This is a genomic window from Pseudoalteromonas sp. UBA6610 (assembly GCF_002433295.1).
GTDB lineage: Bacteria > Pseudomonadota > Gammaproteobacteria > Enterobacterales > Alteromonadaceae > Pseudoalteromonas > Pseudoalteromonas atlantica.
The window spans coordinates 27,178-48,412 of sequence record NZ_DJHW01000061.1 but is presented as its reverse complement, the minus strand read 5'-3'; the positions used below and the strand labels follow the sequence as shown (position 1 = coordinate 48,412).

Sequence of the window (21,235 nt, the reverse complement as noted above, 5' to 3'; positions counted from 1 at the left end):
GCCATATCTTGCTGCATTAAACCCGATACTTGGTGTTCTAATAACTGGCGAATTGCGTTCATTTCATCACGCATCGCGCTCATTTGGGCGCTTTCGTTGTTATTAGTTTGGCTACGTGGTGCAACCGGCGCATCTAAATCGTCAAAGTCTTGATCTAAGTCATCAAAGCCTAGGCTGTCTGCTTGGGTTTGCATGCGTTTTGGCGCTTCATTTTCGCGAGCAAACATATTTGTCGTACGTGGCTGTGCTGGCTCTTGGTAATGCTCAGACGTATCAATACCTGATTGCGAAAACATAGAGGCTAGCTCAGGACAGCGAGGGCGTGGCGACTGACGCTCTAATAAAGCTTGTAAGCTATCAGCTACTTTTGCTTGTGGCTCAGGTTGCGCACGCTTAGGCTCTGGCTTTACAAAGTTATGAGTAGGCTGTTGCACGGCTCTTTGCGGAACAGGCGCTGCCTGTGGTTGTGCTGCGGCTTTAGGGGCTGCTTTGTCGTAATCTACTGCGGCAACAATTTCTACACCATTAGCGAGTTTTTTGTTCGACATAATAACGGCATCAACACCTAGCTCATCTTTAACTTCTTTCAGTGCGGTGCGCATATCTTTGGCAAAAAAACGTTTAATCTTCATGGTTCAACCCCTGTTAAAATCTTTATTGTTGGCCTACTGAGCTGACAATCTTGATCTGTCTTTCATCTGGTACCTCTTGATAAGACATCACCCTTAAACCCGGTATGGTGTACTTAACAAAACGAGATAACACAGTGCGTAACATTCCTGACGTTAGCAATATTGAAGGTTCTCCGGCCATTTCTTGATTCTGATGCGCTTCGTTTAATGATGTTTGAAGTCGCTCAGCAAGGCTTGGTTCTATTCCGGCACCTTCGTCGCCTGCATTTTGTAATGACTGATGCAACATCTGTTCCAACTCAGGCGCCAAGGTTATGACAGGGATTTCTGATGACATTCCCACAGCGTCTTGAACTATTAAACGGCGCAGTGAAATACGCACTGCAGCTGTTAAAACATCGGCATCTTGGCTACGTGGGCCGTACTCTACAAGGGTTTGAACAATAGAGCGCATATCACGAATAGCCACACCTTCGTTTAATAAATTTTGCAGTACTTTTACAACGGTTGTCAGTGGTAGTACTTCTGGCACTAACCCTTCGACTAAACGCGGATGGCTTTTAGCTAACATATCAAGCAGGTTTTGAACCTCCTCATGCCCAAGCAATAATGCGGCACTGTTAGTTAATAACTGGCTAATGTGGGTGGCTACCACAGTGGCTGAGTCAACCACGGTGTAACCTAGTGATTGTGCTTCGTCTTTTTGATCAGGCTTTATCCACACCGCATCTAAGCCAAATGCAGGGTCTTTGGTTTCAACCCCTTTAATAGGGCCAAATACTTGCCCTGGGTTGATGGCCAGTTCATCGCCATGTTTGAGTTCGCCTTCACCACTTGAAACACCCATCATGGTAATACGGTACGCATTAGGGTCTAACTCTAAGTTATCGCGAATATGTACAGGCGGTACTAAAAAGCCAAGCTCCTGAGATAACTTTTTACGCACCCCTTTAATTCGGTTGAGCAGCTCACCACCTTGAGATTGGTCAACAAGCGGAATAAGCCTGTAGCCAACTTCTAAGCCAATAACGTCAATTTGTTGTACATCGTCCCATCCAAGCTCTTTTTGCTCTTGCTTGTTTGCAACGCCAGTACCGGCAACGGCACCACTTTCAGCCTCTTGGGCTGCTAGAGCAGCGGCTTTTAATTTTTGCTGCTGAGTAAAGTAAGCTAAGTAGCCAAGTAGTGCGCCTAAACTTAAAAAAGCAATATGAGGCATACCCGGAACCAACCCCATAATGATTAAAATACCTGAGGCGATAAATAATGATTTTTCGTTACCTAATTGGGCTTTAAATTGCTCACCCATGTTATGTGATTCGTTTTGGCGAGTAACAACAATAGCAGTACCAATAGAGAGCAGTAATGAAGGAAGCTGCGCCACAAGGCCGTCACCAATGGTAAGTAAAGTATATACTTCCATTGCGCGGCTAAAGCTCAAGTCATGTTGGATCATGCCCACAAATAAGCCGCCAACAATATTAATAATTAATATCACGATACCGGCAATGGCATCGCCTTTTACAAACTTACTCGCCCCATCCATAGAGCCGTAAAAGTCGGCTTCGCGGGTTACTTCACTGCGGCGCTCACGTGCTTGCTCTGCACTAATAAAGCCAGCGTTTAAGTCGGCATCAATCGCCATTTGCTTACCCGGCATAGCGTCTAACGTAAAACGAGCCGATACTTCAGAAATACGCCCTGCACCTTTGGTTATTACTACAAAGTTTATGATGATCAAAATTAAAAATACCACTAAACCTACCGCGTAGTTTCCGCCAATAACCACTGAGCCAAACGCTTCAATTACCTTACCAGCCGCATCGCCCCCGTTGTGACCCTCAAGGAGCACCACGCGTGTACTGGCAACATTTAGGGCTAAACGCATAATTGTAGCGATTAACAATACCGCCGGAAACATGCCAAATTCGAGGGGTTTCATGGTGTAAACAGTCACCAGTAAAACAACTAAGGCAAGGGCAATATTAAATGAAAATAATATATCAAGAAGAAATGGCGGCAGCGGTAAAATAACCATACCCAGCGCTGCAAGTACTAATAGCGGTGTGCCAACACCTTTGGCATACTCTTTTTTATCTTTGTTAAGTTGTTGTAATACCGCTTTAAAATCCATAACTCTACAATTCAATAAATTGACACTAGCCTGAAATTGCAATAACTATTCCAAGTATAGAGTCAGCAATAGATTCATTGAGTATTGATGCAAAATTTAAAGCAAGTGAGAGACAAGAGCGTATGGGCTTTATCGTTTGAATTTGCAGCCCCGTGTTGGTATTTAGGCAAGGCGCCTCTTCAAAGTGTGGTTAGCTTACCCTAATCGTATTTAAAATCATCCGGAATAGGCAGTTTAGATTTAAGAGGGATGGGGCGCTTTCCGCGACCTTTTTTAAAGCGTTTAAGCTGAAATACATAGGCTAAAACTTGTGCGACAGCGGTAAATAGCTGATCTGGGATCTGTTGGCCTATTTCGGCGGTATGATAAAGCGCCCGCGTAAGCATAGGTGATTCTACAATCGGTACTTCGTTACCTTTAGCTATTTTACGAATTTGCATAGCCATTTCATCTATCCCTTTGGCAAGTACAATCGGCGCACCTGCTCGCTCAGTATCGTATTTTAGCGCCACAGAATAGTGAGTAGGGTTGGTTACAATTACGTCGGCATCGGGGACATCTTGCATCATTCTTCGCTGCGACATTTGCCTTTGTGTTTGCCTAATGCGCGCTTTAATTTGCGGATCACCCTCTGAGTTTTTGTACTCGTCTTTGATCTCCTGCATGGTCATTTTAAGTTGTTTATTGTGGTTATAACTCTGATAAGGCGCATCTATTGCGGCAATAATCACCAAAGTGCACGACAACCCTAAAAACATCCACGAGAGTATTTCAAGGGCATGAATTATATTACTAGGTGCGCTTTCAATACTTAAATGCAAAATTTCATCAAAAAAAGTTTGAATCAAAAACACCGCAAAAATAGCCACCAGCGCAAACTTTAATATAGATTTTACAAGCTCTATCGCTGCTTGTGGGCCAAACATGCGCTTAAAGCCCTTCATTGGCGACATTTTACTGGGCTTAGGTGCTGCAGCTTCCCAACTAAAATTAAAGCCGCCGAGTAAGGTATTTCCTATAAATGCTGCAATAACAATAATTAAAACAAACATCGCCATAGGAAACAGCAGCGCACTGGCCACCTCACTCCACACCGCAAACATTTTAGTGGTGTCGTAGGTTTCACTGCGATTTAAAGACAGCATCCTACCCATAATATTGTATAAGCCTTTGCCTATTTCGGGCCCATACAACAGCAACGAAATTGCAGAAAAAATAAGTACAAACATAGTCCCTAGCTCTTTTGAGCGTGCTATTTGACCTTTCTTTTTAGCATCTTCGAGCTTTTTGGAGGTGGGTTCTTCTGTTTTTTCTTGTCCTGAATCTTCAGCCATTGCCCCTCCTACACCGTACAGCCAACAAGGCTACACATTAGCTCAATCATTTTTAACCACTGAAATTCAAATTGGGTTACAAAATTACCCAAGGTAGCCCAAATAATCATTAAACCGGCAACTAATGTAAACGGAAAACCTATTGAGAAAATGTTTAATTGCGGTGCTGCGCGGGTCATAATACCAAATGAAATATTAATAATGAGCATGGCCGTAAGGGGGGCTAAAGCCAATACCAGTGCAGTGGTAAACATCCAGCTGCCCCACGTTACTATGTCCCAGTAATGATCAACAGCCCACCACTGGCCGTTTATAGGCAACACCGAAAAACTATGCACCACCATTTGAATCATCATTAAATGGCCATTAAAAACAAAAAATAACAAGGTCGCTAAAATTAAGTAAAACTGGCCAACTGCAGGCACACTCGCACCATTTGAAGGGTCTATAACAGAGGCAAAGCCCAAACCGGTTTGCATTGCCAGTATTTGCCCAGCAAGCACAAAGGTATTTAGCATTAGTGTAGAGGCAAACCCTATTGCAACACCTATCAACATTTGCTGAATAACCACCAGCACCATTTCAAAAGAAAATAAATTAGTAAATGTTGCAGGAGGCAGCGCTGGCACCACTAAAAACGTTACCACTACCGCCAACCCCATTTTAATGCGCGTAGGTACGTTTTGCGCGCCTAAGCCCGCCATAATCATGATCATAGAGCTGATGCGAACTAAAGGCAGTAAAAAATCACTTAACCATTGAATAACAACAGAAAAAGGAAATTCCACAATTAGCCTGCAATTTCAGGAATGAGTAATACTAGGCGGGTAAAAAAGTCCATTAGCTCTTGAGTAAGCCAATGTCCACCTACAATAAGTGCCCCAATGGTAATTAATAATCGCGGTAAAAAACTTAGGGTTTGTTCATTAATTGAGGTTGCCGCTTGGAACACCGCCACCACTAAACCAACAAGTAAACCTGGTACCACAATAGCTGATACCAGCTTAATAACTAAAAACAGTGCATCGCTAAGAATATCAACAAAAATTTCTGGTTCCATGTTGTACTCCTAATGTTTAAAAGTGCGAATGTAAAACATGGTTTATGTCCCTAAGCCAAAGCTTTTGGCTAACGTGCCCATTACTAGGCTCCAGCCATCGACCAGTACAAATAACATTATTTTAAAAGGCAAGGACACTATCATGGGCGAGAGCATCATCATACCCATGGCCATTAATACCGAGGCAACCACTAAATCCACAATTAAAAACGGTATAAAGAACATAAAACCAATAATAAACGCGGTTTGTAGTTCACTGGTCACAAATGCAGGTATTAACACAATAAGCGGCGTGGCCTCTGGCGAGTCAAGCTGGTCATAACCTGCTATTTTGGCAAACGTTTCTAAGTCTTTTAATCGTACCTGCGAGAGCATAAAGGCCTTCATGGGCTCCTTTGCAAGCTCTAATGCTTGTACCGAAGTAACTTGTTCATTTAAATAGGGTTCTATCGCACGTTCGTTAACTTGCTGATAAATAGGCGCCATAATAAAAATACTTAAAAAAAGCGACATCCCTAATAAAACTTGGTTTGAAGGTGTTGATTGTAAACCAATGGCTTGGCGCAAAATGGCCAGTACAACAATAATTCGGGTAAACGAGGTCATCATAATTATGGCAGCAGGAATAAAGCTCAGCGCCGTCATAATTGCCAGTACTTGCAAGGTTACAGAGTAATCTTGCGTCCCGTCGGCATTGGTTGTAATGGTTAGAGCGTCTATGCCCTCTGCACTGCTTGCAGCAGGTACAAATAACACAGCTAAAATAATCAGCAGCCACTTTATCATAGGGTTAATTCTTTTTATTTTGATTCGTTTGCGGGTTTAGTAGTTTGCTAAATCGCTTAGCAAGTTCTGGCAGTTCTTTTTCACTTAACGGCGTGTCTAATTTATGTAAGTAGTTAATACTGTGCGGGGTGACCCCTAATAAATGCTGCGCATTATCTATTTCAACCACCATTAAGCGCTCTCGAGAGCCAAGCGGTAAGCTTCGTACCACTTTAAATTCTTCGCTATTAGCTAAATTTGGGTTAAGTTTTTTAACAAAAAATGCCAGCACTACAATCAGTACTAGCACCGCAACCAACGACAACACCATAGACAAAATGTCGGCCGTAGGTGTTAACGTTTCTGCCTTTGTAAATACTGAGTTTGTTAAAGCAGCAAGGGAGCTCATCGTAATTTTTTGATCCGCTCTACCTGGCTAATAACATCCGTTAAACGAATACCAAATTTATCATTTACTACAACTACTTCGCCATGGGCAATAAGCGTACCATTTACTAATACATCCAGTGGCTCACCGGCTACGCGGTCTAGTTCAACAACAGAGCCTTGGTTTAGCTGCAGTAAGTTACGAATATTTATTTTAGAGCGCCCTACTTCCATAGAAATAGTCACAGGAATATCTAAAATTGTATCGAGTTTACGCTTTTCGTCACCGCTAAGTTCATGTTTAGCATCACTTAGTTCATCAAGCTCTGCTACATGCGCTTCGGCGCTCTCATCACCGCCTTCGGCTTCAGCTAGGGCTGCTGCCCATTCGTCCATTGTATCTTGATCATCGCTCATACTTTTAACCTTTTAATCAATTACCAGTCTAAGTCTACACCGTCAGAAAGGTGTAAATCATCTTCTAGTTCTGCTAATTCTGCATCTGAATCAATTTTCTTGCCGCCTTTGGTAAATACATGCAGCTCAGATTTAACTGAATCAGGGCGTTTAATTTTTTCACTAATTTGTAGCGCAACGTTATCGCGAGAACGACCCATTTTAGCTCTAAATGTAGGTAACTCCTCAACAAATACCGTAATATGCTCTGGCATTTCTACCGGTATAATATCGCCCGCTTTAAGTTCCATTATTTGTTTAAGAGACAAATCCACCTCAAGAAGTTGAGTCGACATATCCACCTCAACGTCCATAATTTCATCGCGTAAAGCTTTGCTCCAGCGCAAATCGGTGTCTTCTGTATCCGATTGTACACCCGCATCTAATAGCTCTCTAATGGGTTCAAGCATTGAATACGGCAAAGCGATGTGAAAATCGCCGCCACCGCCATCTAATTCAATATGAAAAGAGCTAATAACCACAACCTCAGTAGGGCTCACAATGTTAGCCATTGCTGGATTTACTTCTGAATCGAGGTATTCAAACGAGACGTCCATAACCGGTGCCCATGCTTCTTTGTAATCTTCAAAGATAATTTTTAGTAGCATTTGCACGATTCGACGTTCGGTAGGGGTAAATTCGCGGCCTTCAATTTTGGCATGGTAACGCCCGTCACCACCAAAAAAGTTATCTACCAAAATAAACACTAAACGTGCTTCCATGGTGATAAGGCCAGTGCCTTTTAACGGTCTAAAACGCACCATATTTAAACTTGTTGGTACAAATAAGGTATGAATATATTCGCCAAATTTAATCATTTGTACGCCATTAATCGACACCTCTGCGGTGCGGCGCATCATGTTAAATAAGCTTATTCGCATATGACGAGCAAACCGCTCGTTAACAATTTCCAGGGTCGGCATGCGACCACGCACGATCCGATCTTGCGAAGAAAAGTCGTACTGTAATGTACTGCCTTCGCCGTCTTCACCTTCGTGTATATCTTCCTCTTCGACTTCATCAACGCCGTGTAAGAGTGCATCAATTTCGTCTTGGGATAATAAATCGCTCACGCTAGCCCCTTATTGCATCACAAAGCCGGTAAACAATACCCGCTCAATTACTTTAGTGCCTTCAACATCATTTAGCGCAGCTTGCACTTTTTCAAGCGCAGTAAAGCGTAATGTTTCTTTGCCTGCACTGGTGCTGAGTTCATCAGCTGTGGTGGTTGAAAACACGCTTAACAAGGTGCCTTCAATCAGTGGGATGTGCTTTTTAGCGGTTTCTTCATTTACATCGCCACGCACAAGTAATTGCACTTTTATTTGTACAATTCTATCTCTGCTTGACCCAGGTACATTAAACACAAAGGGTCTTGGCATAGCAACATACAAGGCACTGCCCATTTCAGCTGAAGAGCCTGAAGGTGTAGCCGAGTCGCTTTGCGCTGCGGTTGTTGTTTCTTCATCTAATGTTTCAACGGGTGCATCATCGCCCGCCATAAAAAAATAGCCTGCACCACCGCCAACAACAAGCAGGACTGCCACTATGATTATGATCAGCTTTTTTTTGCTTTTACCGGTTTCTTCTATTTCTAAACTTGTTTCTTCGGCCATTGTGATTCCTTTTTTAGCAAAGGTACTTGCTTGTTTTAGTTATTATAATAGCAGTACTTAGGCATAGTAATCTATTGATGATGAAGTTTGTTGTCGAGAACTTTGTGGGTTAGCCCCATCTTGCTCATCATTTTTATCCTGCTGTGTATTTTTATTAGCCGTTTGACCTTGTGATTGCCCTTCGCCTTCATCGCTTTGCTCATTACCAGATTGCCCGTAAGAAATCGTACTTTCACCTAAATCAATTCCCTGCTCGGCTAACATTTCACGTAAGCGCGGCATTGATTGTTCAAGTGCTTCTTTAGCTTGCTGGTTTTGCACTACAAAATTTATTTGTGCTTGTTCAGCATCACTTCTGATACGAATTTGCATACTGCCCATTTCTGGCGGATCTAAGCGAATTTCAGCTTCTTTATTGCTAATGCTTAGCATTGAAGATACACGCTCTTGAAGCATTTTAGCTGCATCACTTTTAACAATATTAATAGCCTGCATCATACTTGCATCTATATTGACCTGCTTAACCTGCGCGGTGCTGCTTTGTAATTGCTGCGACTGTATAGCTTGGCTCTCTAAAATAGACTGCTCATAACGAGCGTTGTCATACTGAGTATTTATTTGTGCCTGCGTGTTATTAACGCCATCGGTTATCAACGTAAACACCTGAGCTACACGCGATAAACCAGTATTTGTTTTAGGCTCTTTAAGTAAGCTTTCCTGCTCGGCCTCTAGGGCGTTGAACTCTTCTGGATTTACACCGTCTTGCTCAATGCTAGAGTGTGCTTCAGCATTAATTATGGCTTTATTTTGCGGTGTATTCGCATTCATTGCAGCATTACTGGCTTGCTGCGCATTTAAAGCCATATTTGCAGAGCTCGACACACTTTGCGCTTTGCTCTCACTAAGCTGCGTATCAAGCATAGTTTGTAAGTTGCTTATTGTTTCATTTACTTTTTTGAGTGTATCACCTGTTGGTTGCTCGTTACTCACATAGCTTTTTAATTGACTAAGTAGCGCCTGCTTTTCATCGCTATTTAAGTTTTTTAACTGAGATTGAACTAACTCACCGCGCGTGCTTGTCTCTTTTTCATTTTGTACGACAAATTCTGTAAGTAATTGTTTAACGGAGCTTGCCCGATCATCACCTTCACTTGGCGTGGTTTCAGTTAATGAGCTTTTAACGTGCTCGTTTAATTGTGCACGTTGCGCTTCGCTTAATGAGTTGAGTACTTTAAATGTGGTTGATAGCTCTGATTGCGTAGATGAACGAGTCAGTTCTTTGGCTAATTGCTCTATGTCTGTATCGCTTATAGGCAGCGCACCTTCAGCATTTAACGCAGTGCCTGGCGCTTTTGTATTCTCAGCACCTTTACCTTCATTACCTACAGAGGCTGCACTGCTATTAGTTTTATTAATTTGTGTTTGCACCGCTTCTGCTATTGGGTTTTTAGCTGCACTACTTGCTAGGCTCTCATTTTTTAAAGAAGGGGCTAAATTTTCTCCAGCGCTTTGCTTAGCTGCTTTAGTTTCAAGCTCGGCGTTTGTAAACGCGCTTTTTTTGCCATTGCTATTATCATCAGCTAAAAGAGTATCATCGGCTTTAGTCGTTATGGCATCGGCCTCACCAGTTTCACCTAATTGCGAAGCTAAAAAGGTGACACTTTTATCACTCTTTTTTGCACTTAAATCGCTAAAATCATTATCGCTACTGCCATGTTTTTTTACACTTACGTCAATCACTTGCGAGGAGTTTATTTGTGCTAAAACGCTATCGCCAGATAATAACGTATCTTGCGTGTCTTCACTTGATGAAGCTGTCGGTTTTTTGCTATTGGCTAGCTGCTTATCATCTGTTGGCAATAAAGAGCCTGCTTGGCTAGGAGCCTCAGAATTAGCAGGTAATACAAAGGGTTTGTCTGCATCTTGTAGCTGGCTTAAAAAAGCATCACCAGATTCGTTACCTGCAGGTAAGTTATTGTCTTTAAATGCTAAAAAAGAGTCTTTTTCAGCTGTTGCCAACATTGAAATATCGTTTATTGCCATAATTCACCTACACAGCACTGCGGCAAGTTGCCACCGCACTTTGCCAAAATTAATTACCACCTACCAACCAAAGCAATAAACGCGCCAAAGTTATAAACTTTTACGGCGCTGAAAAAATTGATTAGCAGAAAACTCGTCCAGCATTTTTTGCTCACTCTTTGCCATTAGCGCCGCTGCTTTTAGGTTTTGTTTTTCAATTAATTTTGCTACGGCTTTTGCTTTTACCTGCTGCTTTAACCACAAAGCTTTACGCTGTGTTACAACTTGCTTAGCGGTATTTACCGTACTGGCTTGCTGGCGAATCGCTTCTTCAATTTTTGCTATAAAGGCATGGTACTGGCCAAAGCCCGCGCTTGATAAACCGGACTTTCCTTTCACATGTAATTGCTGAGAGTATTCTAATCTAAAGTTATTTAACCCTTGCAGCTTTTGTTGGTTAGCTTGTAAATTTTGATTGGCTTGTAAGTAGCTCATGCGCAGATTTTCTTCTTTGTCGTTTTCGAGCTTAAGCAGTAAATCGAGCTTATTTTTTGCCATTATGCTTGTCCTAGTAATTGAGCTAGGCCGTGTAAACCATCATCGTAACTTATTACATCGCGCATACCTTGCTGTAAAAACGCATTTACGCGCGGCATCATATTTATAGCTTGATCAAGCATTTGGTCAGCCCCTTTTTGATACGCACCTAAGGTGATCATATCTTTATTTTGCTGATACATTGAATACACTTGTTTTAATACGCGGGCCTGCTGCATATGAGGCTCAGACACCACTTGCGGCATAACACGAGAAATTGATTTTTCGATATCTATCGCGGGGTAATGACCGCTATCGGCTAAATCTCGAGAAAGTACAATATGCCCATCTAAAATAGCACGTGCAGCATCGGCTATTGGGTCTTGCATATCATCGCCCTCACTAAGCACTGTAAAAAACGCAGTGATAGACCCTTGCCCTTCGCCGCCATTACCCGCTCGCTCCACCAGCGCCGGTAATTTAGCAAATACAGAAGGCGGATACCCTTTTGTTGCAGGAGGTTCGCCAACCGCTAGGGCTATTTCGCGTTGCGCCATGGCGTAACGGGTTACTGAATCAAGCAATAACAATACGTTTAAACCTTGATCACGAAAGTACTCAGCAATGGTCACCGCACTTTCACAGCCTTTTAAGCGCATAAGGGGCGATGCATCAGCAGGAGCAGCTACCACAACAGAGCGTTTGCGCCCTTCTACACCGAGTATCTCTTCAATAAACTCTTTTACCTCACGGCCACGCTCACCCACTAGGCCAACCACAATAACATCGGCTTCACTGCCGCGGGTCATCATACCTAAGAGGACCGATTTACCAACACCAGAGCCTGCAAACAAACCCATACGCTGGCCTTGCCCTACAGTAATAACTGAATTTATAGCCCGTACACCTACATCCATAGGTTGGCTGATTGGTCTTCTAGCGAGGGGGTTTATGGGGTTTTGTGCAAACTTTAAATAGTGTTCGGCGTTAATTTTCCCCAGGCCGTCAAGCGGGCGGCCTAAGCCATCCACAACGCGGCCCAGTAGGCTCATACCAACGGGCAAGCCGGTATCATTTACTTGTGGAATAACACGCGCACCGGGTAACACACCGGAAATGTGGTCATTAGGCATTAAGTAAAGGGTTTGCTCACTAAAGCCCACTACCTCAGCATCTACAAACCCTGACATAGTTTCTATTTTGCATTGGCTGCCTACAGGCGCACGTAGCCCTTTCGCCTCAAGGGTTAAACCGACTACTCGGGTTAAAATACCCGCTACAGCAGGTTTAAACGCTGCAATATGTTGTTGGTATTGATTTAAGCGTTCGCTTAGAGGTGCACGTTGAGCTGCCATAACACGCCACAAAAAAGATTAGATATCGCTATTATGCAAAAAGCTATCCAACGTTTCTTTGACACGGGTTTTTAGGGTCATATCTAAAGACGATTGTGGCGTTTTAACTTCGCAACCGCCGCGCTCGAGTGTGGGTTCTGCAATTAGCTGCCAATTATTATCTGCAATAGTTTGCTCACCATAGCTTTGCTTTACCAGTTCTAGGTCATCTGGGTTTAAATGCACTCGAACTTTTTCTTGCTCAGTATTTAATGCATCTATGCTTTTTTTAAGCGTATGTAAAATAACATCGGGCGATGTTTTAATTTCTTGATAGGTTATAGCTTCTGCCAACATAACCGCTAATTGCACTAAGTGCTTTTCTGCCAGTTCGTCCACTTTATCAAGCGGAGCGCTGAGGTTGTCGATTATGCTACGCAAGCTGGTTAACTGCTCTTCTATTAACGGCTTTACGTCTTCTTGGCCTTGTGTTTTACCAAGCTCTACGCCTTCTTTATAGCCTGCTTCTTTGCCCTCACCAACCCCTTTTTCAAAGCCATCTATGTAGCCTTGTTCGTGCCCTTGCTTTAAGCCTTCCTCATAAGCATCTTGCCTAATGCGCTCAAGCTCAGCCATAGTTAACGAAGGCAGTTCAGGCTCTTGCGGCTGAGTGTCTTCTACTGCTTCTTCTTCAACTTCTTTTTTATACAAATCAGAAAGTGGTGTGCCAAAAGCCGTTGAACGATTGCCAAAACTGCGCTCATCAGGAGCAACATCAGGTATTGGCCAGTTTTTTAAAAGCTCATCAGCTTCATCTGCATGTAAAGGGCGACCTTTTAATTTAGACATAGCTTACAGGAACTCCTCGCCACCGCCGCCGCCTAGCTGAACTTCACCTGCGTCAGATAGACGCCTTGCTGTTGAAAGCACTTCTTTTTGGGCAGCTTCTACTTCACTTATTCTAACCGGTGCCATTGCTTCTAAGTCATCGGCAAGCATTTCGGCAGCACGTTTAGACATATTACCCAAAATTTTATCTTTAAGCGCTTCATCAGTCCCTTTAATGGCTTTCATTAGTACGTCTTGCTGTACTTCACGCAGTATGGCTTGAATACCGCGGTCATCCACATCCAAAAGGTTTTCAAATACAAACATAAGATCTTGAATTTGCTGAGACATTTCTTCATCGTGTTCACGAATAGAGTCCATCAACTGCCCTTCTACATTTGTATCTAGGTAGTTCATGATATCTGCCGCGGCTTTTAAGCCACCCATTTTAGCGGCTTGTGCGCCTGCTTGACCGGCAAATTGTTTTTCCATAATCTCGTTAAGTTCTTGCAATGCTGCAGGTTGCACTTCTTCAAGGTTCGCAATACGCATAGTTAAATCTAGGCGCACTTTTTCAGGAAATTGCGCTAGGATTTCTGCCGATTGCTCAGGCTCTAAATACGATAAAACAATAGTTTGAATTTGCGGGTGCTCATTACGAATAATATTGGCAACTTGCTTTGAGTCCATCCATTTAAGTGAATCTAAGCCTTTAGCGCCCGAGCCCATTACAATTTGGTCTATTAAACTAGCTGCTTTATCTTCACCTAATGCGGCGGTAAGCGCCTTTTTAATAAAGTCTTCTGACTGGAAGCCAATTGTACTAAAGCTTTGTATTTGTTCTATAAATAAATTGTGGACTGCGCTTATTTTAGATTGTGACAAGTCATCTAGCGCGGCCATTGCCATACCCACTTTTTGCACTTGCTTAGGCTCTAAGTGTTTAAGTATTTGCGCTGCATCTTCTTCAGATAAGCTCAATAAAAGAATTGCAGCTTTATCTACGCCATCTAACTTGTCAACATCAAACGCTGGCGGGAGTTGTTTTTGTTCTTGATCAGTCATCTTCTGTTAACCACGCTTTCACTACTTGTGATGATAGTTCAGGTTCGTTCGCTACAAGTGCTCTTACCGCTTTAAGCAAATCTTCGTCGCCATGTAAATCTGGCAGCTGTAGTGTACCATCGCTTGAGAAGCCTACAGAAGCAGAATCAAAGTCTTTATTTAGCATATCTAGCGTGCTATCGCCAATATCCACCCCAGAGCTTAATGCATCTTCATCATACTCTTCGAGCGTATCATCTGGGTATATTAAGCGTTTAAGCATAGGCTTAACAACTGCCATAATAAGCACAATAATAACCAGCGCACCCAGTACTAAGCGGACGATTTTCATAAACCAGTCCTGCTCCCACAGCGGTACTTCTAAATCTAAATCAACTGCTTCGCGTACAAATGGCACGGTTACCACCTCTAATGCATCGCCACGTTGCATATCAAAACCTACCCCACCTTGTAATAGGCGACGTATATTTGACAAAGCCTCTACCGAGCGCGGCGCCATGGTTGTTTCGCCGTTTTCACCTACTTTTGGCACATAATCAACGGCAACCGAGACGCTAATTCTGCGAATAACCCCTGTTTGTTGGCGCTTATGCGAAATGGTGGTGTCTAGCTCAAAGTTACGTGTAGCCTCTTTATGCACTCGGCTTGGGTTCGTTGCCGTACCAGCATTACCTTGACCTGCCACTTCTGGAATAGTTGAATTCATAGGTGGTTGATTAGTGAGTGCCCCAGGGATACCTACCGCTAAGCCACCAATGTTGTTCTCTTCAAATGTGGTTTCGCTTCTTACTGCTGGTAAGTCTGGGTTGTAGCGCTTTTGTGTTTCTTCTACTGAGCTAAAGTCCATATTTAAATCAACTTGCGCCGTGTAGTTACCCAAGCCGACTACAGGAATAAGAATACTGTCTATTTTCTCTAAATACTCTTGCTCACGCTTTCTTTCAATGTCGTACTCTTTACGAGAGCGTGCTGCTAATGAATCTTGTGAACCTGAATTAAGTAAGCGACCGTTTTGATCTGTTACCGTAACACGTGAAGGCTCAAGCCCCTGTACTGCAGAGGCAATCATATCAACCACTGAGTCAATTTCTTCGCCATCAAGCATTCTGCCGCGCTTAAGAGTTAATACCACTGTGGCTGATGGCTTTTTTTCTCTGCGTGCAAATACGTTTTCTTTTGGAATGGCTAATAAAACTTTAGCGCGTGTTACGTTGTTTAATTCTTCTATGGTGCGGGCAAGTTGTTGCTCGCGGCCATGTTTTAAACGTTCACGCTCTAATCGTTGGCTAACACCAAAGCCCATATCTTGCATTATGATATCGGTGCCTGAGGTAGGACCTTGCTCTAGGCCTTCACGGGCCATTAGCAATTTAATGTTTTGATACTCGCTTTCATCAACCGAAATTACGTTGCCATCTAGCTCGTAGTCAATTTTTTGTGCATCTAAAAAATCAAGGGTTTGGATCAGCTCTTCTGTTGGCATTTTACCCAGCGGACGCATGTCTGGCTGACGTGCCCAAATAATCACAAATATAGCAATAGCTAAACAAATAGCCAGCGCAATAATAAGGGTGACTTGGCGAAGCACATCAACACCATTTAAGGCGCTTAAGTAGCCCGACTTTTGTTCTTGTTGCTCGTTATCTTCGCTTTGGTCAATACCGCCGCCAGCAAGAGCAAGATCTGTTGATTGATTAGATTGCGCCACAATAATTCTCCACTACCTACTTAAACAGGCATGTTCATAATTTCTTGGTATGACTCAACAAGTTTATTTCTTACTTGTACTGTAGCCTCAAATGCCACTGACGATTTTTGTGAGGCAATCATTGCCTCAGCAAGCGATACACTTCTATCACCCATTTCAACAGCCACTACTTTTTGTTTAGCATCTTGTTGTAAGCCATTAACCGTGTTTAATGCATCACTTAGTAAGTCACCAAATTGAGCAGACGATGTTGGCTGAGCTTGAGTAGGTAGCTTATTGATTTGATTTGTATGGCCTGCTTCTAAAGCCATTGATTGCATTTCTTGAAATAGCGCGCTGTTTTGAATTTTCATAATTTTCTCTGGCAAATGCAGTTAACGTTCATAAAGGGAATAAAGCACAAAGTGTGCCATAAAAATAAACCTTTAATTACATAAGGTTAACTATTATTTTTAAGAGTCAGAGATTTGACAACCCTAAACTAAGCGTGGTTAGTTTAGGGTTATATAGAAGAAAGGGATAAAGTTATGCGGGCAGCGAAATACCTAAATCGCGCATTTGCGCTAGTTTATAACGTAAAGTACGCGGACTGATCCCAAGTGTTTGGGCAACATCTTTACGTTTGCCTTGGCAGCGCGCTAGGGTCTCTAATATTATTTTATGCTCTTTATCTTTTAGCTCATCTTTATAGCTGCCAGTATCAACACTAGGCAGAGAGCTACTCGCCTCTGCAGGCGTTATTTTGTCATCATAATACGCGCCACTGGGAGTGTTCGCTTGTTCAGGCGCTATCTCCTGTGTAGGCGTACTGTTAATTGGCGCTTGCATTAAGTTTTCAATAAAAATGGCCTGTTCGCCAATTACATTGCCCGTTCGCAAAATAAGCGCACGTTGAATTACATTATCAAGCTCGCGTACATTACCAGGCCATGCATGGCTTAGTAATTTTTGTTCAGCGGCACTATCAAGCGTTGCTAGCGGCTCTTTACTTTTAACTAAATGGCGCTCTATTAAATGCTTAGCCAATACAATTATATCGCCTGGGCGCTCACAAAGCGGTCGCCACATTAGAGGAAATACATTTAAGCGGTAATACAAGTCTTCTCTAAATTGATTATCTGCAACGGCTTCTTTTAGGTCGCGGTTACTGGTGGCGAGTACTCTTACGTCGAGTGAAATTGTTTTTCGGGCACCTAAACGCTCAACTTCACGCTCTTGCAATACCCGTAATAGCTTAGCTTGCAGCCCTAAGTCCATTTCGGTTATTTCATCAAGTAATATGGTGCCACCCTGAGCTTGTTCAAATTTACCTGGGCATGCCTGTATTGCACCGGTAAACGCGCCTTTTTCGTAGCCAAATAAAGTGGCTTCAAGCATGTTTTCGGGAATAGCCGCACAGTTTATTGCCACAAAAGGCGCATCGCATCGGTTTGATTTATCGTGAATGTAGCGCGCTAACACTTCTTTACCAGAGCCACTAGGGCCTAGCACCATAACACTTGCATCTGAGCGCGCCACTTTGCTCGCCAGTTCTAAAAGCGCAATACTGCTTGGGTCGGCAACAATTGGGCCGTCAGTGTCTTTTGGCTTTTCGGGTAAATACCGACTAACCATATTTAAAAGCACCTCAGGGGCAAATGGTTTAGCCATATAATCAATTGCGCCTAAGCGCATTGCCTCTACTGCATCATCAATCGTTGCATAGGCAGTCATCATTAATACGGGGAGATCTGGGTAGTTAAGCTTAATGCTCCTAAGTAAATCTAGGCCGCTCATTGCGCCCATTTGCACGTCGCTGACCACTAATGAAAACTCAGATTTTTTTAATTGGATCATGGCTTGCTCAGCACTATCGGCTGCAACACAGGCAATACCCGACATTTCTAACGTGTCTATGAGTGCTTCTCTTAAACCTGCATCATCTTCAACCACTAGTATTGTATTACTCATGCTGTTTTCTCCTGCGTTGAGGCCGTGCATATGGGCAGCAATAAACTAAAACATGCACCACCATTGGCATTATTAACCACTTCAACACGTCCTTGATGCGCATTAGCCACAGAGCTTACAACAGCAAGCCCGAGCCCTGTACCTTGGCTTTTTGTGGTATAAAACGGTTCAAAAATTTTCTCTATTTGGCTCAACTCTACACCAGGGCCGTTATCGCATACGCTAATACGCACGGTATCGGGTTCGCTGCTATCGCGCTGCGCTTTTAATGTCACCAGGGCTTGGCTGCCAATAATTTGGATGCTATTGTGAATAAGGTTTTGAATAGCACTGGCCAGCGCGGTTTTATTACCGGTAATTTCTATGTCTGGCTCTGGTAGCTCAACAACAAGTGAGCTGTTATTTAAGGCCACCATTGCATCGGCACCTAGTTTTACTTCGTTTAAAAGCTGCTGCATAGAAACCTGTTCAACCACTTGTTGCTCGCCGCTTTTGGCAAAAAGTAGCATATCGTTAACTTGGGTTTCTAAATCTTTTAAACGCGACATTAACTTAGTTTGAAAGTTATCGCGTGATGACTCTGGTAGCTTTTTAGAGCCCAAATTGGCCGCGTATAACATAGCCGCCGAAAGCGGTGTACGCACTTGGTGCGCAAGCGAAGCCACCATTTTACCTAACGCGCTTAGGCGCTGCATATGGGCTACGCGCTTTTGCAAACGGCGCGTTTCTGTTAAATCTGTCATTAATATTAATTGCCCAGGCTCTGGCGCTAGCGCAGTAATATCAAGCTTTATAAGGCGCCCATCTTTGAGCGACACTTCATGTCCATCATCTCGGTGGGGACGAAAAGAGCGTTGAATAATGTTAAACCACTTCTCTCCTTCAAGCGGCTCGCCTAACATATCAATCGCGATTTGATTGGCTTTTGCAATAAGCCCTTTGCCATCAAGCACAACAACACCCGCAGGCATGGTATCAACTAAGTGCGACAGCCAACTTGCCTGCTGTCTTAAATCACTTAATTCACCAATGTACTCTTCTTGAAGTAAACATGGGTTATACTGTTTTGCAGTAATAAACTGTGGTTTAAGTACACTCGCAAGGGCCATAATCAAATCTCTTAATGATGTAGATATAGGGCTAAATGCACAATTTATACCAATATTATTTTATATATTTTTCATTTAGTTACCTTACAATATCGCGTAACAAAAAAATGACGCACACTAAAAGGAATAATAATGAGTGAGCAAAATAAATGCCGTTGTGCATGGCTCGACGCCACAAAGCCTGATTATGTGAAATACCATGATGAAGAATGGGGAGTTCCCCTTTATGACGACACGAAATTATTTGAATTTATTACCCTCGAGTCGGCGCAAGCGGGCTTAAGTTGGTACACCATTTTAAAAAAGCGCGCAGGCTATAAAAAAGCATTTGCTAATTTTAATGTGCAAAAAGTGGCTAACTTTACAGCCGATGATATAGAACGGCTAATGCAAGATGAGAGCATAGTGCGTAACCGCTTAAAAATTGCTGCCACAGTTAATAATGCTCAACGGTTTATTGAGATTCAAAAAGAATTTGGCAGCTTTAGTAATTACCAGTGGCGATTTGTTGGCAATAAACCAATTATTAGTGATTTAAATAATGTTGAAGACACCCCTGCAATTACCGAGGAGTCAAAAGCGTTTGCAAAAGATTTAAAAAAACGAGGTTTTAAATTTTTGGGTCCTACAACGGTATACGCACATATGCAGGCCTGTGGCATGGTTAACGATCATAGTAATGATTGTTTTAGAAAAGAAGAAATTATAAAGGCGTTTAGTGAATAAGTGATTTATCACCATAAAATGTTCTGTTCATAAAAAGGTGAAGAGACGCTTCGCTTTAGAGAAGTAACGTGTAAGTTAATTGTGGTTTCTCATTTGACCTCGTTTTTTTGGGGTTAAGCAATTAAAAGCTGCGCTTTTTACGCGAGCAAGCTTCGCGTTTACCTTGTAAACGCGAAGCTTGCTTGCGTGACGGGCAAAGCCCGTAAATTAACTCCTCAAAAATGAATAATAAATAACGAAAAGTCTTTCACCATTTGCATACTGCTAATCTCGTGAAAGATTGTACTTTTTCATTTTTTCAACAAGCGTTGTACGCCTTACACCTAATATTTCTGCGGCGCGCGCAACAACGTAATCAAAACGCTCTAACGCTTGGGTAATTAAGCTTATTTCAAGCTCTGCTAAATAATCTTTAAGCTCTATGCCCTCTTCGGGTAATACGCCAGATCCCGGTTGGCTAAATTCAGGCTCTGGTTCATTATCATAATCGCTAAAGCCTGAGCTAAAAATATCGTTAAAGGCATCTTTTTCAAGTAGCTCTTCAGGGTATTCTGGCTCGTATGCGTCTACCTCGATGTAGCGATATTTATTGGGTAAATCGGGTACATCCACTACTTTTTCAGGGAACATAATCACCATGCGCTCCACTAAATTAGCAAGCTCTCGAATATTACCAGGCCAAGCATGCTCTTTTAGGCTCTCTACCGCGCGCTCTGTAAATTTAGCCGACGTACCACTTTGCTCATTCACACGACGCATTAACTCTTTAAGTAATAAAGGTATGTCGTCAGCACGTTCATTAAGTGACGGGTTTTCAATAGGAAACACGTTTAAACGGTAATATAAATCTTCCCTAAAGCTGCCCTTTTCAATCATTTCCTCAAGGTTGCGATGAGTAGCGGCAATCACCCGTACATCTGCTTGAATAGCTTTTGTGCCACCTACACGCTCGTAGCTGCGCTCTTGTAATACACGCAATAACTTTACTTGCATTTGCAGCGGCATATCGCCAATTTCATCTAAAAATAGCGTACCGCCTTGAGCCAATTCAAAGCGCCCTTTACGTGCAGAAATAGCGCCGGTAAACGCCCCTTTTTCGTGACCGAATAGCTCGCTTTCGAGCAACTCTCCAGGAATAGCACCACAGTTTACTGGTACAAACGGCCCAGTATTGCGTTTAGATAATAAATGGACGTTACGCGCAACCACCTCTTTACCTGTACCCGACTCACCTAAAATAAGCACATTTGCATCGGTTTTAGCCACTTGCTCAATTAAAAAGCGTACGTTTTTAACTGCGTCTGTTTCCCCTACTAAACCATCAAATGTTTTGTGTGGTTTATGCTGCTTGTGGCTACCAGGCAACATACGTTGGTACTGTTGGCAGTCGTGTAATAACTGTGTGGTTACTTCATGATTAAACGGCTCACAAATTAAGCCCACTACATTAGCAATACTTAATAACGGCTTGAGTGTTTCACCAATCAGTAAAAAAGGTAGGGTTGGAAAACGCTTAATTAAGCTTTCATGATCTAAGCTTTGCAATGCACCTAAAATAACAATGCATTCTTG

The 21,235-nt window shown here is 42.7% G+C and carries 20 protein-coding genes and 1 pseudogene; 1 reads left to right on the top strand and 20 read right to left on the bottom strand.

Annotated features, from left to right (window positions below):
- The 19 genes and pseudogenes from B4F91_RS08005 to B4F91_RS07915 form a co-directional block, all read right to left on the bottom strand.
- Window positions 1–632 (bottom strand): annotated as a pseudogene (locus tag B4F91_RS08005) (flagellar biosynthesis protein FlhF); the annotation flags it as partial.
- A 22-nt stretch (window positions 633–654) separates the two neighbouring features.
- Entirely contained in the window at window positions 655–2,766 is a 2,112-nt protein-coding gene (flhA, locus tag B4F91_RS08000) for a flagellar biosynthesis protein FlhA (protein WP_024032312.1), read from the bottom strand.
- Window positions 2,767–2,966: 200 nt separating this feature from the next.
- Window positions 2,967–4,100 (bottom strand): flagellar biosynthesis protein FlhB, encoded by a 1,134-nt coding sequence (gene flhB / locus B4F91_RS07995; RefSeq protein ID WP_054983002.1) that lies wholly within the window; start codon window positions 4,098–4,100, stop codon window positions 2,967–2,969.
- A gap of 8 nt (window positions 4,101–4,108) precedes the next feature.
- Complete coding sequence (gene fliR, locus B4F91_RS07990; RefSeq protein ID WP_004588302.1) at window positions 4,109–4,888, bottom strand: flagellar biosynthetic protein FliR; 780 nt, start codon at window positions 4,886–4,888, stop codon at window positions 4,109–4,111.
- 2 nt (window positions 4,889–4,890) lie between these two features.
- Window positions 4,891–5,160 (bottom strand): flagellar biosynthesis protein FliQ, encoded by a 270-nt coding sequence (fliQ, locus tag B4F91_RS07985; RefSeq protein ID WP_004588301.1) that lies wholly within the window; start codon window positions 5,158–5,160, stop codon window positions 4,891–4,893.
- Between the two features lie 42 nt (window positions 5,161–5,202).
- On the bottom strand, window positions 5,203–5,946 hold the full coding sequence (gene fliP, locus B4F91_RS07980) for a flagellar type III secretion system pore protein FliP (protein WP_024032315.1): 744 nt from the start codon (window positions 5,944–5,946) through the stop codon (window positions 5,203–5,205).
- Between the two features lie 4 nt (window positions 5,947–5,950).
- Window positions 5,951–6,334, bottom strand: a complete 384-nt coding sequence (fliO, locus tag B4F91_RS07975; protein WP_004588299.1) for a flagellar biosynthetic protein FliO — start codon at window positions 6,332–6,334, stop codon at window positions 5,951–5,953.
- The gene (gene fliN, locus B4F91_RS07970; protein ID WP_004588298.1) at window positions 6,331–6,729 is read right to left on the bottom strand and encodes a flagellar motor switch protein FliN; all 399 of its coding nucleotides are present in this window, start codon (window positions 6,727–6,729) and stop codon (window positions 6,331–6,333) included. The genes fliO and fliN overlap by 4 nt, the downstream gene beginning before the upstream one ends.
- Window positions 6,730–6,749: 20 nt before the next feature.
- The gene (gene fliM, locus B4F91_RS07965; protein ID WP_004588297.1) at window positions 6,750–7,841 is read right to left on the bottom strand and encodes a flagellar motor switch protein FliM; all 1,092 of its coding nucleotides are present in this window, start codon (window positions 7,839–7,841) and stop codon (window positions 6,750–6,752) included.
- Between the two features lie 9 nt (window positions 7,842–7,850).
- Window positions 7,851–8,384, bottom strand: coding sequence for a flagellar basal body-associated protein FliL (gene fliL, locus B4F91_RS07960; RefSeq protein WP_004588296.1), 534 nt, complete (start codon window positions 8,382–8,384; stop codon window positions 7,851–7,853).
- A gap of 57 nt (window positions 8,385–8,441) precedes the next feature.
- Window positions 8,442–10,427 carry a flagellar hook-length control protein FliK gene (locus tag B4F91_RS07955; RefSeq protein ID WP_286938647.1) on the bottom strand — a complete coding sequence of 662 codons (1,986 nt, stop codon included), beginning with the start codon at window positions 10,425–10,427 and terminating at the stop codon, window positions 8,442–8,444.
- Window positions 10,428–10,517: 90 nt separating this feature from the next.
- Complete coding sequence (gene fliJ / locus B4F91_RS07950) at window positions 10,518–10,964, bottom strand: flagellar export protein FliJ (protein WP_004588294.1); 447 nt, start codon at window positions 10,962–10,964, stop codon at window positions 10,518–10,520.
- A complete protein-coding gene (gene fliI / locus B4F91_RS07945) occupies window positions 10,964–12,298 on the bottom strand; it encodes a flagellar protein export ATPase FliI (RefSeq protein WP_054982998.1) in 1,335 nt (444 codons plus the stop codon). Before fliI ends, fliJ begins: the two co-directional genes overlap by 1 nt.
- An 18-nt stretch (window positions 12,299–12,316) precedes the next feature.
- Entirely contained in the window at window positions 12,317–13,126 is an 810-nt protein-coding gene (gene fliH, locus B4F91_RS07940) for a flagellar assembly protein FliH (protein WP_286938646.1), read from the bottom strand.
- A gap of 3 nt (window positions 13,127–13,129) precedes the next feature.
- Window positions 13,130–14,170, bottom strand: a complete 1,041-nt coding sequence (gene fliG / locus B4F91_RS07935; protein WP_096041358.1) for a flagellar motor switch protein FliG — start codon at window positions 14,168–14,170, stop codon at window positions 13,130–13,132.
- Window positions 14,163–15,878: a flagellar basal-body MS-ring/collar protein FliF gene (gene fliF / locus B4F91_RS07930; protein WP_004588290.1), complete on the bottom strand. Its 1,716-nt coding sequence runs from the start codon at window positions 15,876–15,878 to the stop codon at window positions 14,163–14,165. Before fliF ends, fliG begins: the two co-directional genes overlap by 8 nt.
- Window positions 15,879–15,898: 20 nt before the next feature.
- The gene (fliE, locus tag B4F91_RS07925; RefSeq protein ID WP_004588289.1) at window positions 15,899–16,231 is read right to left on the bottom strand and encodes a flagellar hook-basal body complex protein FliE; all 333 of its coding nucleotides are present in this window, start codon (window positions 16,229–16,231) and stop codon (window positions 15,899–15,901) included.
- Between the two features lie 172 nt (window positions 16,232–16,403).
- Window positions 16,404–17,828, bottom strand: coding sequence for a sigma-54-dependent transcriptional regulator (locus B4F91_RS07920; RefSeq protein ID WP_286938645.1), 1,425 nt, complete (start codon window positions 17,826–17,828; stop codon window positions 16,404–16,406).
- Window positions 17,825–18,937, bottom strand: a complete 1,113-nt coding sequence (locus B4F91_RS07915) for a sensor histidine kinase (RefSeq protein ID WP_286938644.1) — start codon at window positions 18,935–18,937, stop codon at window positions 17,825–17,827. The genes B4F91_RS07920 and B4F91_RS07915 overlap by 4 nt, the downstream gene beginning before the upstream one ends.
- A 132-nt stretch (window positions 18,938–19,069) precedes the next feature.
- On the opposite strand from B4F91_RS07915, the gene B4F91_RS07910 reads away from it, so the two are divergent.
- Window positions 19,070–19,663, top strand: a complete 594-nt coding sequence (locus tag B4F91_RS07910) for a DNA-3-methyladenine glycosylase I (protein WP_286938643.1) — start codon at window positions 19,070–19,072, stop codon at window positions 19,661–19,663.
- Between the two features lie 264 nt (window positions 19,664–19,927).
- Here B4F91_RS07910 and B4F91_RS07905 read toward each other — a convergent pair.
- The coding region (locus B4F91_RS07905; RefSeq protein ID WP_288635539.1) for a sigma-54 dependent transcriptional regulator at window positions 19,928–21,235 on the bottom strand (1,308 nt) is incomplete at its 5' end.

What these genes read in the sequence shown, in the direction of transcription:
- fliQ (WP_004588301.1), bottom strand. Translation starts at nt 5,160, where the DNA reads ATGGAACCAGAAATTTTTGTTGATATTCTTAGCGATGCACTGTTTTTA.
- B4F91_RS07915 (WP_286938644.1), bottom strand. Translation starts at nt 18,937, where the DNA reads ATGGCCCTTGCGAGTGTACTTAAACCACAGTTTATTACTGCAAAACAG.
- flhB (WP_054983002.1), bottom strand. Translation starts at nt 4,100, where the DNA reads ATGGCTGAAGATTCAGGACAAGAAAAAACAGAAGAACCCACCTCCAAA.
- B4F91_RS07920 (WP_286938645.1), bottom strand. Translation starts at nt 17,828, where the DNA reads ATGAGTAATACAATACTAGTGGTTGAAGATGATGCAGGTTTAAGAGAA.
- fliI (WP_054982998.1), bottom strand. Translation starts at nt 12,298, where the DNA reads ATGGCAGCTCAACGTGCACCTCTAAGCGAACGCTTAAATCAATACCAA.
- fliL (WP_004588296.1), bottom strand. Translation starts at nt 8,384, where the DNA reads ATGGCCGAAGAAACAAGTTTAGAAATAGAAGAAACCGGTAAAAGCAAA.
- fliO (WP_004588299.1), bottom strand. Translation starts at nt 6,334, where the DNA reads ATGAGCTCCCTTGCTGCTTTAACAAACTCAGTATTTACAAAGGCAGAA.
- fliJ (WP_004588294.1), bottom strand. Translation starts at nt 10,964, where the DNA reads ATGGCAAAAAATAAGCTCGATTTACTGCTTAAGCTCGAAAACGACAAA.
- fliG (WP_096041358.1), bottom strand. Translation starts at nt 14,170, where the DNA reads ATGACTGATCAAGAACAAAAACAACTCCCGCCAGCGTTTGATGTTGAC.
- B4F91_RS07910 (WP_286938643.1), top strand. Translation starts at nt 19,070, where the DNA reads ATGAGTGAGCAAAATAAATGCCGTTGTGCATGGCTCGACGCCACAAAG.
- B4F91_RS07955 (WP_286938647.1), bottom strand. Translation starts at nt 10,427, where the DNA reads ATGGCAATAAACGATATTTCAATGTTGGCAACAGCTGAAAAAGACTCT.
- flhA (WP_024032312.1), bottom strand. Translation starts at nt 2,766, where the DNA reads ATGGATTTTAAAGCGGTATTACAACAACTTAACAAAGATAAAAAAGAG.
- fliN (WP_004588298.1), bottom strand. Translation starts at nt 6,729, where the DNA reads ATGAGCGATGATCAAGATACAATGGACGAATGGGCAGCAGCCCTAGCT.
- fliE (WP_004588289.1), bottom strand. Translation starts at nt 16,231, where the DNA reads ATGAAAATTCAAAACAGCGCGCTATTTCAAGAAATGCAATCAATGGCT.
- fliP (WP_024032315.1), bottom strand. Translation starts at nt 5,946, where the DNA reads ATGATAAAGTGGCTGCTGATTATTTTAGCTGTGTTATTTGTACCTGCT.
- fliH (WP_286938646.1), bottom strand. Translation starts at nt 13,126, where the DNA reads ATGTCTAAATTAAAAGGTCGCCCTTTACATGCAGATGAAGCTGATGAG.